Source organism: Chloroflexus aurantiacus J-10-fl (genome assembly GCF_000018865.1).
Lineage (GTDB): Bacteria > Chloroflexota > Chloroflexia > Chloroflexales > Chloroflexaceae > Chloroflexus > Chloroflexus aurantiacus.
In genome coordinates this window covers 2,984,263-2,997,374 of record NC_010175.1, presented here as the reverse complement: position 1 = coordinate 2,997,374, position 13,112 = coordinate 2,984,263, and the positions used below count along the sequence as shown (strand labels likewise).

The 13,112-nt window shown below is 56.2% G+C and carries 10 protein-coding genes, 1 tRNA gene and 1 other RNA gene; 6 read left to right on the top strand and 6 right to left on the bottom strand.

What is annotated here, in order from left to right; genetic code table 11:
- The first annotated feature begins 361 nt into the window (after positions 1 to 361).
- Positions 362 to 511, top strand: a complete 150-nt coding sequence (locus tag CAUR_RS11500; protein WP_015909185.1) for a hypothetical protein — start codon at positions 362 to 364, stop codon at positions 509 to 511.
- A 292-nt stretch (positions 512 to 803) separates the two neighbouring features.
- Here CAUR_RS11500 and ettA read toward each other — a convergent pair whose 3' ends face one another.
- Positions 804 to 2,480, bottom strand: coding sequence for an energy-dependent translational throttle protein EttA (gene ettA / locus CAUR_RS11495; protein WP_012258061.1), 1,677 nt, complete (start codon positions 2,478 to 2,480; stop codon positions 804 to 806).
- A gap of 616 nt (positions 2,481 to 3,096) precedes the next feature.
- Between ettA and CAUR_RS11490 the strand changes: the two genes are divergently transcribed.
- The 4 genes from CAUR_RS11490 (at position 3,097) to cdd (ending at position 6,088) form a co-directional block, all read left to right on the top strand.
- Positions 3,097 to 3,170 (top strand) — tRNA-Gln (locus CAUR_RS11490).
- Positions 3,171 to 3,322: 152 nt separating this feature from the next.
- Positions 3,323 to 4,261: a ribose-phosphate diphosphokinase gene (locus tag CAUR_RS11485; protein ID WP_012258060.1), complete on the top strand. Its 939-nt coding sequence runs from the start codon at positions 3,323 to 3,325 to the stop codon at positions 4,259 to 4,261.
- A gap of 86 nt (positions 4,262 to 4,347) precedes the next feature.
- The gene (locus CAUR_RS11480) at positions 4,348 to 5,700 is read left to right on the top strand and encodes a hemolysin family protein (RefSeq protein WP_012258059.1); all 1,353 of its coding nucleotides are present in this window, start codon (positions 4,348 to 4,350) and stop codon (positions 5,698 to 5,700) included.
- Complete coding sequence (gene cdd, locus CAUR_RS11475; RefSeq protein ID WP_012258058.1) at positions 5,681 to 6,088, top strand: cytidine deaminase; 408 nt, start codon at positions 5,681 to 5,683, stop codon at positions 6,086 to 6,088. Before CAUR_RS11480 ends, cdd begins: the two co-directional genes overlap by 20 nt.
- 306 nt (positions 6,089 to 6,394) lie before the next feature.
- On the opposite strand, the gene CAUR_RS11470 is transcribed toward cdd, so the two are convergent.
- A complete protein-coding gene (locus CAUR_RS11470) occupies positions 6,395 to 6,583 on the bottom strand; it encodes a hypothetical protein (protein WP_157866442.1) in 189 nt (62 codons plus the stop codon).
- A gap of 138 nt (positions 6,584 to 6,721) precedes the next feature.
- Positions 6,722 to 7,375 carry a hypothetical protein gene (locus CAUR_RS11465; RefSeq protein WP_012258057.1) on the bottom strand — a complete coding sequence of 218 codons (654 nt, stop codon included), beginning with the start codon at positions 7,373 to 7,375 and terminating at the stop codon, positions 6,722 to 6,724.
- A gap of 90 nt (positions 7,376 to 7,465) precedes the next feature.
- Here CAUR_RS11465 and ffs point away from each other — a divergent pair.
- Positions 7,466 to 7,564, top strand: an RNA gene (gene ffs, locus CAUR_RS11460) — signal recognition particle sRNA small type.
- Here ffs and CAUR_RS11455 read toward each other — a convergent pair.
- The 3 genes from CAUR_RS11455 to CAUR_RS11450 form a co-directional block, all read right to left on the bottom strand.
- The gene (locus tag CAUR_RS11455; RefSeq protein WP_012258056.1) at positions 7,564 to 10,521 is read right to left on the bottom strand and encodes an ATP-binding protein; all 2,958 of its coding nucleotides are present in this window, start codon (positions 10,519 to 10,521) and stop codon (positions 7,564 to 7,566) included. The two genes, ffs and CAUR_RS11455, sit on opposite strands and share 1 nt — an antisense overlap.
- Before the next feature lie 702 nt (positions 10,522 to 11,223).
- Positions 11,224 to 11,376 (bottom strand): PIN domain-containing protein, encoded by a 153-nt coding sequence (locus tag CAUR_RS21900; protein ID WP_353846971.1) that lies wholly within the window; start codon positions 11,374 to 11,376, stop codon positions 11,224 to 11,226.
- 247 nt (positions 11,377 to 11,623) lie between these two features.
- On the bottom strand, positions 11,624 to 11,881 hold the full coding sequence (locus tag CAUR_RS11450) for a hypothetical protein (RefSeq protein WP_242604917.1): 258 nt from the start codon (positions 11,879 to 11,881) through the stop codon (positions 11,624 to 11,626).
- Positions 11,882 to 13,112: the final 1,231 nt, after the last annotated feature.

The following is a 13,112-nucleotide window of genomic DNA, read 5'->3' as shown; positions in this document are numbered from 1 at the left end:
TTTGGAGTGCGGCAGCCATGCTGCCGCGCCAGCCATGCTCACGATCCAGCGCGTGGTACGCCGTTCCCACTCCCTATGCATTACCCACAACTTATGTCAACTACGTGTGTATCAGCGGATATGATCGCCATGTATGCTATTGTGGGCAACTGGCTCGGTAGCAGCGTACAGCTCCAGCCGTGCTATCACGTGCCGGATGGGTTGACTTACGTGCGCACCATGTGCGTGGCGCAGGGTTTGGCGTGCGGCAGCATGGCTGCCGCGCTAGCCGTACACACGATCCGGCGCATGGCCCGCCATTACCCATCCTGGTCACGGCAGTACTGGATGTGCTCGTGACCAATCATTGAGTTGGTCAGGCATGAATGCGATACCTGGGCGTAGAGGTGTTGTTGCACTTGGTTCGTGCCTGTACAACAACGGCCACGACCAGCACCTGACGGCGGTGGAGATGATGCCGGCACGCGGGCTGGAAGCCCGCGCCACGGTGAGCGCTTGCAGCCTGGCCTAACGCAGCATGACATGTGGCTAATGCATAGCCGGCATCGAGAGGGGCGCATAGCCGTGCGCCCCTACCGGGTGCGGTCAGGGCGATCCCTGTTGCCCAATGGCACGACCGATGCATCATACCGGCTACTGTGTGACGTATGGGTAATGCATAGCGTGCAGCCGAAAAGCAGCCGGGGGTGAAGGCGATCAACGCATCGTCAATCCCCCGCTCCTCTTCCCCGGTGGGAGAGGAGCGGAGGCAAGGGGGTGTGGTATGGGGCAGCCACGACGTGCAGGCCCGAACTCTCTACCTGCTACCGTGTCAGACGACGGTAGACGATGCGGTGTGGATGATCGGCCTCAGCACCTTTCCGCCGTCGGTAATCGGCAGCGTATTCAGAATAGGTACCGGGGAACCAGACCACCTGGCTATCGCCCTCGAACGCCAGAATGTGCGTGGCAACCCGATCCAGAAACCAGCGGTCGTGCGAAATGATCAGGGCACAACCGGCAAAGTTTTCCAGTCCCTCTTCGAGTGCCCGCAAGGTATGCACGTCAAGATCGTTGGTCGGCTCGTCGAGCAGCAGCACATTGGCCCCGGATTTGAGAATGCGGGCCAGATGGACACGGTTACGTTCACCACCGGAGAGGCTGCCTACCAGCTTCTGCTGGTCGCTGCCGCTAAAATTGAAGCGGGCACAATAGGCACGCGAGTTAACCTGACGACCACCCAGCACAATCTGGTCGTTTCCTTCCGAGATCGCTTCCCAGACGGTCTGCCTGGGGTCGAGCACTTCCCGACTCTGATCGACATAACCCAGCTTTACCGAAGCCCCAATCTCCAGTGTTCCGCTGTCAGGCTGTTCCTGCCCGACGATCATACGGAAGAGCGTGGTTTTACCGGCACCATTTGGGCCAACGATACCCACAATTGCCCCTGGCGGAACATCAAAACTGAGATTTTCGTACAGCAGTTTATCGCCGTAAGCCTTCGTCACCCCGTTCGCCCGGATCACCAGATCACCGAGGCGAGGGCCTGGTGGGATGTAGATTTCGAGTTCTCGATCACGCTGATCCTGATTCTCGCTGAGCAGTCGTTCGTAGGCGGCAATCCGGGCTTTCGACTTGGCGTGCCGCCCCTTCGGTGCCATATTAATCCACTCCAGCTCACGCTGTAGAGCCTTTTGTCGTTGCGATTCGGCCTTCTCGCTCTCGGCCAGCTTCTGGCGCTTCTGCTCAAGCCAGCTCGAATAGTTGCCGCGCCAGGGAATGCCATGCCCACGCTCAAGCTCTAAAATCCAGCCGGCGACATTATTGAGAAAGTGGCGGTCATGCGTCACCGCAATCACTGTTCCCTTGTACTCTTGCAAATGGCGTTCGAGCCAGGCCACCGACTCGGCGTCAAGATGGTTGGTTGGCTCATCGAGCAAGAGAATATCGGGCTGCTGAAGGAGCAGGCGACAGAGCGCGACGCGCCGGCGCTCTCCCCCCGACAAGACCGCTACCGGCGTATCACCGGGTGGACAACGCAACGCATCCATTGCCAGCTCTAACCGGCTATCGAGGTTCCAACCATCGACATGATCGATCTTGTCCTGAAGTTCGGCCTGCTCGGCAATCAACGCATCGTAATCTGCGTTCGGGTCATTGAACAGCTCGGTGATTTCGTCGTAGCGCCGCAGCAACGCCACCGTTTCGGCCATTCCCTCCTCGACAATCTCACGTACCGTCTTCGTATTGTCGAGATATGGCTCCTGTTCGAGCAATCCCACCGTATAGCCGGGAGAGCGGGTAATTTCACCGGTGTAGTCCTGGTCAATCCCGGCCATAATCCGCAGCAACGAACTCTTTCCCGAACCGTTAACACCGATGACACCGATCTTGGCACCGTAAAAGAAGGAAAGGCTTATATCCTTCAGGATTTCGCGGTTAGGTGGTACCACCTTCCCTACGCGATACATCGAGAAGATAATTTTCTGGGTATCGGTCATAGCATACTCCTTGCGACTACTCCACGCTGCCCCCTAGTGTAGCATAGGCTGCGATATGGTCGGCAGATCGATGTCGCCTGTTTGACGAGAAGTGATTACAAAAAGCTGTTGGTGATTGTTCTAGTGTTGTCCAGATCGCGACGTAGAACCTGTTTGAACAAACATCTACATAGAGGCTAGCTCATTCACTCCTGACCGACTCTATCAACGTGACGAGCACACATAGCATCTCCGTGACCAGCAGGGCCAACGACGTGACCCGCACCGGATCGTGAGCACGGCTGCCGCACGCCGAACGCAACGTCACGCGCATGACGAGCGGGCAAGGCAACCAATCCAGTGCGTGATGGCACTGACGATGGTCGGCAGCCTGGGAGCAGGATATGTTGTCGTTGGCGTTTAGCGAGCGTTCATGAACCTGTGCGACGGACGGGTAGCACAACAGCACAGCTTTTATGAAACAAGTTCTCGTCTACGCGACAACTGCGCGGCACTGGCATCCCGTTGGAACAGCGTAACAATGGGCAGCCGCAGCAGATAGCCTGTGCGGTGGGTGTGTTCGTCACCAGATCGTTGACAACAGACCCATACACTTATGGTATAATACTCAGCGAGGTGCCGGGTTGTGTAATGGTAGCACCACGGACTTTGGATCCGTTTGTCCAGGTTCGAATCCTGGCCCGGCAGCCAACCCTCCGATGACGCGATGCGGTAATGGAACTGCTGAACTCACACAATTTATCAACAACGTGGAAGAGGTCAGCACTTCTGGTCTCGCGTGTAACAGGTGCGCAGTGAGCATGCTCGCTGCGCGTTTCTATTCAGGAAAGAACTGCTGAACCATGGATGGTCGTTTGCTCATTTTTACCGGCAATGCCAACCCGGCATTAGCGCAAGAGATTGCCCGCAACCTGCGCATCAATCTGGGCCGGGCACTGGTTGGTACCTTCAAAAATGGCGAGACACGGGTCAAGATTCACGACAATGTCCGTGGCTGTGATGTGTTTGTGATTCAACCCACCTGTACGCCGGTGGACCATCACCTGATGGAATTGCTCATCATGATCGATGCCTTCCGGCGAGCCTCGGCAGCGCGGGTCACGGCGGTCATTCCCTACTATGGGTATGCCAAGCAAGAGAAGAAGACCTCGGGCCGTGAGCCAATCTCGGCCAAGCTGGTAGCTAATCTGATCCGCACCGCCGGCGCTGACCGCGTTCTGACGATGGATCTGCACGCTCCAGCCATTGAAGGGTTCTTCGATATTCCGGTTGACCACCTGCAAGCCTCGCCACTGCTGGCCGATTACATTCGCGAACTGAACCTGCCTAACCCGGTTGTCGTCTCTCCCGATACCGGGGGCGTGGGGCGGGCCAATCGCTTTCGTGAGCGGATTGGTGCCGGACTGGCGATTATTGCCAAACAACGACCCGAACCAGATACAGCCGAAGTTATCGAAATGGTCGGTGAGGTTGAGGGGAAGACGGCAATCATCGTCGATGATATGATCTCAACCGGGGGAACCCTGATTGAAGCAGCCCAAACGCTGCTGGCCCGTGGCGCACGGGCTGTGTATGCCTGTGCTACCCACGGTATTTTTGCCGAAAACGCCTTACAGTTGATCGCCGAGTCCGATCTCGTCGAGACGGTAGTCACCAACACGATCCCTCAACCACCAACCGCCGCAGCAGCCCGGGTGCGCACGATTAGTGTGGCACCATTGTTTGCTGAAGCGATTATGCGTATCCACAAAGATCTATCACTGAGCGCGCTTTTTTCCTGATGACGCGGTCGTTGTGCGCCCGAAGGGAGTATCAATTCGGGCGCCATTGTTGAGTGAAGCGCGCCACTCTGTTCCGCGAAAGGAGGATGATTCTCTTGGAAGACCCTGGCCCTAGTTCGCTCGTTATCGGTATTGGCCTGTGTCTAATTGCGCTGGGTATTACCTCAGCCGCCGACACAGCCCTGATAACGGTGAGTCGTCCCCGGCTGAGCAGCCTGCTCGCTTCGGCTGGTCTCGGTACACGCCGCTTTGCGGCCCATTTTCTCGATGAACCATACCGCATCAAATCTGCCATTATCTTTCTCAACGCAACCCTGACGATTACCGTCACGGCCCTGACTATCCAGCTCGTTGCGCCGTATGGGCTGTCAATGATTATCGGCAGTCTGGCGGGATTGCTGTTTGCCATTTTACTCCTGAGCGAAGTTGTCGCCAAAGCCCTTGCTCTGCGGAGTCCCGACACGACGATCCTGATCCTCGCCCGGCCACTGGTCGCCATTGCAATGGTGTTATGGCCGGTGATGGCAGTGATCAATATCATTACGCGCCCCATTTTTACCCTCTTAAGCGGCCAACCGGCTCCTCCCACGCCACTGGTAACCGAAGAGGAGTTGCGGCTGATGATGAGTGCCGGCGAAAAGGCCGGTTGGATCGAGCATGAAGAGCGCGAGATGATTGAGGGGGTCATGGATTTCGGTGATACCCTGGTGCGCGAGATTATGATTCCGCGGGTCGATGTGGTAGCACTGGAAGTCAATAGCCCGCTGAAACGTGCGCTTGATGTGGCGATTACGCGCGGCCATTCGCGGATTCCTGTGTATGAAGAGACCATTGATAACGTTGTCGGTATTCTCTACGTCAAAGACCTGATCCCCGTCTTGCGCGATGGTAAGCACGATACACCGTTGCGCGATCTGCTCCGACCGGCATACTTTGTGCCGGTAACGATGAAGGTCGCTGCCCTGTTAGAAGATTTGCAGCGGCGGCGAGTGCATATGGCCATTGTGGTTGATGAATACGGTGGTACTGCCGGTATTGTAACGCTCGAAGATTTGATTGAACAGATTGTTGGTGAAATTCGTGATGAGTACGATACCGAAGAGCCGGCCATCGTTGAGGTTGGGCCGAACGAGCTGATCGTTGATGCCCGGGTGCCGATTGATGATGTCGCCGGGTTATTAGAGGTCGAATTTCCCGAAACGACTGCGGATCGCATCGGTGGTCTGGTCTACGAGCAATTGGGGCGTATCCCGCGTGAAGGCGATCAGGTGGTCTGCAACGATGTGACCATCACCGTGCTCTCGATCAAGGGGATTCGTGCCGAACGATTACGGATTGTCCGGCAGGCACCGGCTGAAATAACAGCGGCAGCGCCGGTGGATGCCGAAAAACCGCTGTTGCCGCTTCCTAAAGAATTGCATGGATCCAGTGGCCCTTGAGCAATTGATCGCCGCGGCATTGCATGCCCGGCAGCGTGCATATGCACCCTATTCACACTTCGCGGTTGGTGCCGCCGTCCTAACCGATGATGGCCGTATCTTTAGCGGTGCCAATATTGAGAACGCATCCTATCCTCTCACCATCTGTGCCGAGCGGGTAGCCCTGTTCTGCGCTCACATGGCGGCAGCCGGGCCGGTCGTTGCGCTGGCTGTGGTGACCCCAACACCAACAGTTGCCAGCCCATGTGGCGCCTGTCGTCAGGTGATCTTTGAACTCGCGCCACAGGCGCAGATCGTTCTCCTCAACCACGACGGTAGCGAACGCCGTCTGACCACGCCACAGGAGTTGTTGCCCTTCGGATTTGGGCCAGATCAGCTCACCAGATAGAACCAGCGCAAGGCAGGGGTTGCTGTCGGCATCATCAACCAGGTAGATATGCAACGAGCGGAACGGCAATATGAACGGGCATATGTACAGTCCATAGGGGCGAGTTTGCAACCCGCCCCTACGGCATTCGCCCATCCGTGCCAGACAGATGATCCTCACAGATCGTTGCGGATTTGACATCAGGAGTACCGGGAAGGGTACGTGTGGCAGCATAACTCCCACACGCCAGTGCGAACATCTCACCCGCCTGCTCGCCGGTAAAAGATACCAGAACCTATTTCAAAAAACATCTACTTAGAAGTTATCTCATTCATTGCCGGGCGACTCCAGGATCGTGATGAGAACACCCTGTATCCACGTGACCAGCCGGATCAACAGCGTGCCACGCGCCGGATCGTGAGCACGGCTGGCGCGGCAGCATGGCTGGCGCACGCCAAACGCTGCGTCATGCGCATGACAGGCGGGTAAGGCACCCCATCCAACGAGCGAGGACACTGGTGATGGTCGTCAGCCCGCCTCGCGTTCATACCGGCAGCCTGGATGCAGGATAGACTATCATTAGTCATTGACAAGCGTTCATGCACCTGTGCAATGGTCGGGTAGCACGACCGTATAGCTTTTATGAAATAAGTTCTATTCGCGGCGAGGCTGACTGCTATCTGGCGGCGTAGCCGGCATCGGCAACAATGGCGCAACCGGCGCCACCAGCCGATCAACGATAGCTCCCAGTCGGGTGAACTGTGGCCCTAATTCAGTCTGGGCAAGTGGGATATTCACCGGTACGTCAAGCTCAACCGGGATTGACGTGACCAGTTTGACATTCATATTCAGATCGACCGGCAATTCCAGGCCGGCCGGCAACACAATCGCTACACTGGCATTGAGATTACCACCACCACCGGGAAACGCGATTTGGGCAGGGGCCTGAAGTGACACTGGCTCAGTCAGCGTCACTACGTTGCGCTCGGTCATGATTGTCTCGCCGTTGATCGGAACATCAAGCTCAATCGGCAGACGTGTGCTTAGAGGCACGGTATACACAATCGTCGCCGATTCAAGTTTATCAACCACATCTTGCAGCTCAGCCAGGTTATTAGCGGCAAAGGCCGGCAGATTCTCGGTAAGCTGCGCTACCTGACGCTGATACATCACCAGAATGCCGATGACGATGCCAAGCACAATCAGCAGAACGGCATTCATGATGAAGGATGTCCAGATCATCGCCTTGTAGAGAGGGGCGATCCGCGCATAGCGCTTTGGGGGGCGAGAAGTGGTTTCGCTGCTCATACAACCTCCTGCAACTATGATTGTCTGGAATAATACCACGGCTATTCGTAGATGCAAGGGTTGCACAATGCGGATTTTCGCGTATAATACAGGTGTGCCGCGAACGGCAGATACTTGCGGAACCCCGCCAGGACCGAAAGGTAGCAACGGTACGCGAGTTCCTCTGGGTGTTCGCGGCGCATGCTTTTTCAGGCTCGATCATCGGCCACAATAGCCGCAGCGATTTCAGCCAGCAGTGACGTACCACCGATACGACACAGGATGGGAACTGTCTGCTCAAGCGCCCGGAACATCTCTTCACGACCGATAGCGGCCTGGCGCAGCATCGCTGCCAGGCGCTGGAGCATTAGCGGGTCGGCAGGATCGAGTGCAGCGACAATGGCCAGCTCAGCCCGCACCCGTTCGTTACGCCGGCGGATACGACGGGCCACTCTGCTCGCTAATGCGATCTGACCTTTTCCGGCCAGGGCTACCACTAACGCGGCGCGATAGCGACTCCGGGCCTCACCGGTCAGCAGTTCATCGGCAAGCTGATCGGCGAGCGTGGCATCAGCAGCGACCAGATATGGCGCCGACACAATCAACGCCCGCGCCCGCTCACCAACAACGTCCAACGAACGGATTAATGAGATGGCATTGATCACATCGCCGGCACGCATGCGGGCAATTGCCAGGTCGGCACAGGTACGTGCCCGTTGTTCGGGAGCAACTATTGCAGAGGCCTGGGCAACCGCTGCATCCCAATTGCCGGCAGCCGCCAACTGACGGGCAATCTCGTCACGTGCCCAATCACGCTCATCGTCGTCGGTCATCTCGGCCAGTACAGCCTGCGCTCCGGCGTAATCGCCAGCCTGAGCGCAGGCCACGGCTACCCGCGATAGCGCACGCTCAAGTTCCTCGCCACTCAACTGGTGCGCAATGGCCAACGCACGCTCTCGACGCCCGATGGCAGCGTGAGCAGCGGCAAGCGCTGCCAGCAAGATCGGGCGATCATCACCCTGAAGCGCATCGATCTCGCGGGTTGCCCGTTCGGTCGCCAGATTAGCGACCAGACCTTGCAGCAAGATTCGTAACTCCAGCAGGGTTGTCACGCGCAATTCACGGCTACTGATGCGTTCAGCGGCTGCCAGGGCGTCACCGTCCTTTTCGGCCAACGCGAAGACCCGTGCTAAGCGGGCCAGGCCGCGATCCCGTTGATGTTGACCCGGTAGCGCCATAATCCGTTGTAACGCCGCATCTTCGTCACGCAATGCCAGATCACATGCCAGCTCAATTTCGGCCCAGGCCCGCGCCGTCTCGATCCGAATCTCTTCCAGCAGCATCTGACCACGCGGATCGGCGATCCGCGCCAGCGCCACGGCTACCTCGGCCTGTGCCCAGGCGGCCCGGTTTTCATGCAGAATTGAGCGTGCCAATCGCCAGGCCCGGTCGTACTGGCCGTTATTCAACAGATACCGCACCACCAGCGTCTCGACATGGGCACGCCGTTCCAGCAGATCGATCCGCTCGGCGCAGGCCAGAGCCTGATCGGGATCGTGGGCTTCAATGCAGGCCGTTGCCAGTGCTTCAATCATCTGGTCGCGAGCATCACGCCAGGCGCGCGAGACCGGCTGCGCTTCAAGATCGAGTGCGCGCGAGAGCAGTCGCATCGCCGCGCTCCGCATATTGACGCTGTAACAGGCTTCGCCGAGCTGACGCAAGACCGCTGCCTTCGGCACGCCATCAGGCAACTGCTCAACAATCGCCGTCACCCGACGCAAACTTCCCTCACGGCCAGAGGCGTTGACGGCGGTGAGAAATGCCGCAGTCACCAGTTCACCACTCAACTGACGAGCACGCGACGCCAGCGTACCGGTCACGGCGGCCATGCGGGTGAGCGTCAGTGGCGTCGTAACAGTCGTATCCTGAAGCATCCAGCCGGCATCACGCAACGCACCGGTTAACCCTTCACGCAGCTCTCGTTCACGTAGCCAGGCGAGTGGTTGCGCTGTCGGCAAATCGGCTGAACGACGCTCCGGCGCACACAAGACAGTATGACGGGCCAATTGCCGACCCAAATAGCGATTCGCCGGATCGAGAGGATTGCGACGTAATTGCCCGGCACACCACTGGGCCAGTTCGCTATGCGCAATGTCTATTTTGTCGGGAAAATGATGGGCCAGAAACAGGCGCAATGCACGATGAGCATAACGCACCAGCAACAGCGAGTCATCGTCACTCACGCGCCAGAGATGAATATGCACCAGCCCCTGCTCTTCCCAGCGATCCAGGATCAGTTGGGGATGTTCGGCACTTACTGCTGCCAGTGCTGTCACCGGCAACGGCTCACCCGCGGCGGCTAAAAACATCGCCAGTCGTTGCTCAGACGGTGTCAGCGTCTGCCACCAGTGATACAGAAGACGATCAAGATCGGAGGGAAGTTTGCTTATATCGAGCAAACCCAGATGCAGCCAGCGCTCAGCCCAACTGAGGTAGAGCAGATTACCCTGGGCCGCATTCAACAGCGCTTCACGCCATTTCGGTGGACAATGACGCCGATCCAGCAATTCCATTTGCGTTTGCAGAAGCGCACGGTCAGCGGTGGGCAGAGACAGCCGGGCATCCGGTTCAATTGGCAACTGGCCGTGGACGATCAGCGTTACCCCAGGCGGTAGATCAAACGGCAGCGGTAACGGCAGCGGGCGCAGTGGTTGCCGGTCGCGGTCTGGGGCACTCACCAGCAACACCAATGGATGGTCGGGATCGGCAACTTCGTGCAACAGCCGCTCACAGGCCGCCGGATCGGTCAACGCAGCCGGATCGAGCAAGGGCAGATTCGGGCGTCGTGTAGCCACGATCTGGGCATAGAATGCCAGAGCACCGTTGCCATCATCATCATCGGCCAGCCAGAGTGGCCACTCAGCAAGCACTGCCAACTGGCACAACAGAGTCGTCGCCCCCGACCCAATAGGGGCGTCAAGCGCAATAATCCCGCGCTGTTCACGCAGTGTAGCAAGCACAGCCTCACGCAGCACCGAACGATCAATCGCAGAGCGTAGGCAGGATTGCACCCGTGCCTGCTGCGCTCGCAACGCCGGTGCCACAGCAGCGTACAACTCAGGAAATTGCTCAACAGCGCGAAATGCGCACGGTAGTATCGGCTTCATCAAGCATGTAATATACCACAAGATGCATGGCCCTATTGGCGGGAGCGCTGTGGGGGAGTCTGCGTCCGTGGTAGTAGGCTATGCATCACCCACATGTCACGCTGCGTCAGACCGGGCTGCAAGCGCTCCCCGTGGCCCGTGGCGCAGGCTTCCAGCCTGCGTGCAGGCATCCTCGCGACCGCCGTCAGGTGCTGGCCGTGGCCGTTGGTGTACAGGCACGAACCTGGTACAACCAAACGTCTACGCGCAGGTGTCGTATTCATGCCTGATCGACTCGATGATCGGCATGATCACATTCAGCCCCCCGTGACCAGATGGTTTACGGTATACCACGCGCCGGATCGTGTGTACGGCTGGCGCGGCAGCATGGCTGCCGCACTCCAAACCCTGCGACACGCACATGATGCCCGCGTAAGGCAACCCATTCGGCACATGATAATACGGCTGGAGCTACGCACTGCCACCGGGCCAGTCGCTCAAACCAACACCAATAGCCATCATACCCGCTGATGCGCACGTGGTTGACACCAGTTATGGGTAATGCATAGGTGGTAGTAGGGGCGGGTTCAGAACCCGCTCCAACAGAACCCACCCTACCCGCCCATTCGGATCATGCAGGTGATACCAACGGATAGTTGCGGAGGGTATGGACAATTACGGTGCGCAGCATATCTGGTAACAGGCAGTGATTCACAGTATCACTCAAGGTTTGGATATTATGTGTAAATCAGGAATGTTCACAAAATCTTTTGTATTATGAGTAACAAGCGGAATATTGTGGCGTAACGCACAAGCAGCGATCCAGGCATCAGCACAAGAGATAGGCCGACCAACACGCTTTCGGTGAGCAACAATCTCTCCGTAACACTACGCTATTTCATAGTTGTAGGGAATTACCACAAATCGACGGATAGTTTCACGAAGCTGGTCTCGTCTTTTTTCGCCCCAACGTGCAAGTTCTGCGCCGGCCCACAGCTCACCGACAGTATAAATGAGATAGCCAATCGCTTACCGGAAAGATGTTCCTTATAAAGTCCTGCTGTGGAAGCCCCTTTCATGATATACGAGACAATATTTGTATCGAGGAGCAAATAATCAGATCTCATAACGAGTGCTCTTCAGCATCTCCCCATTTACGTAGATCTTCGACAAACTGCTCAAAACCATCATCAGTTGCACCGGGCCATGTACCATACAATGATTCCATGTTATCTACCGGTTGGACACGCTGTTGTCGTGCCAGTTCATCAATTGTTCTGGAAGTCCAGAAATCGTATGCATCGCTTTCTGTATCAAGCTCTAATGGCTCAATGCTATGTGTACGCACATAGCGAAGTGTACCGGTAGCCGGATTGATCATTGATCACTGCTTCCCCCACGACCCGCACGAAGCGTCCTATCATGGACCGGACATCAGGCTCCTGCTCCTCGGTAAATACACACGATACAGCATTGCCTGAATGCGGTTGCAACGATATGCGCCGACGCCTGAGATCGGTCAGAAACATATAACCTTCCACTGTCGTCAGGACGTGCTGTCGAATCAAATCAAATTCGCGGGACGTGTACCTGACTCGTAGCGGATAATCATTTCGATAAAGGGTAAACGTTATACGCGAGACACCCTTCAGAAATAGATGACCAATTGTACTCCAGGCAAGCAATAGTTCTCGATCAAAAACAGGGTTTACAACATCTGAAAATGCTTGAAATTCGTTCAAATTGATAAGGGCAGTTTCAAAAATGTACATCACCTCTTCGTCATCCCAGACTGATCGTGATGCGGTAGTTCTCGCAAAGGAAAGTACAGTTGAAGGACTGCCATGAGTAATTTTTACCAGGTCTATGTCGATCAGTTGTCGAAGATGCTGCCTGGTGAAAGTCTTATCAGTCTTGTCTTTGCGACCAAGGAGAAGGAAGCCCGTTCGGTATAACACTTTCTGAAAACCCGACAAAAAGGCTGAAAGGTACGACACAGGGATGCGACCCCCGCGAACCGCCTCGCCTTCCAGCATCACTTCCAGAAATCTATTCATAGCATTCACTCCTGTGGAGTATATTGCAACCATTTCAGACTATCTTGACCGTGATTTCAACGATACAGGTAGACGTATCAAAATGGAAAGTAAAACATTTTGAAGATACATACACGTTGCGCAAATTATCACTACAGGCAGAGGAACGTGATCCCTGATTTACACTTCATGAACGTGAGCTGATGTTTATGAAGTGTTCAGCGAATACCCATCTGTTGTGATAAATCTTTTTGGATGTACATCATCATTGTACCATACCAGGAGATGGTATGCCATCTTTCGCTTACCTGAGCTGAAAGCTGGCGTCTTGCAAAACATGTAGGTTCCGGTATGGACAGATTCATGGTCCCAGCAGGGCTGTCACCTCGTCAGGGAGGGCGTCAACCTGTCTGACGGCAGCGGGAGCAGTTGCAAGCTGGCGAGCTAATATGGCGGCGGGTTGATACAAATCGGCAAGTTGAAACCCTGCCTCAAGACATAGACAGGAGTTACGCAGTTCCTTCCCGATGAAGTATACGTGAGGCGATAAACCGTGTTCACGCTTGTTGTACTCGT

What these genes read in the sequence shown, in the direction of transcription:
- CAUR_RS11500 (WP_015909185.1), top strand. Translation starts at nt 362, where the DNA reads ATGAATGCGATACCTGGGCGTAGAGGTGTTGTTGCACTTGGTTCGTGC.
- ettA (WP_012258061.1), bottom strand. Translation starts at nt 2,480, where the DNA reads ATGACCGATACCCAGAAAATTATCTTCTCGATGTATCGCGTAGGGAAG.
- CAUR_RS11485 (WP_012258060.1), top strand. Translation starts at nt 3,323, where the DNA reads ATGGATGGTCGTTTGCTCATTTTTACCGGCAATGCCAACCCGGCATTA.
- CAUR_RS11480 (WP_012258059.1), top strand. Translation starts at nt 4,348, where the DNA reads ATGATTCTCTTGGAAGACCCTGGCCCTAGTTCGCTCGTTATCGGTATT.
- cdd (WP_012258058.1), top strand. Translation starts at nt 5,681, where the DNA reads ATGGATCCAGTGGCCCTTGAGCAATTGATCGCCGCGGCATTGCATGCC.
- CAUR_RS11465 (WP_012258057.1), bottom strand. Translation starts at nt 7,375, where the DNA reads ATGAGCAGCGAAACCACTTCTCGCCCCCCAAAGCGCTATGCGCGGATC.
- CAUR_RS11455 (WP_012258056.1), bottom strand. Translation starts at nt 10,521, where the DNA reads ATGAAGCCGATACTACCGTGCGCATTTCGCGCTGTTGAGCAATTTCCT.
- CAUR_RS11450 (WP_242604917.1), bottom strand. Translation starts at nt 11,881, where the DNA reads ATGATCAATCCGGCTACCGGTACACTTCGCTATGTGCGTACACATAGC.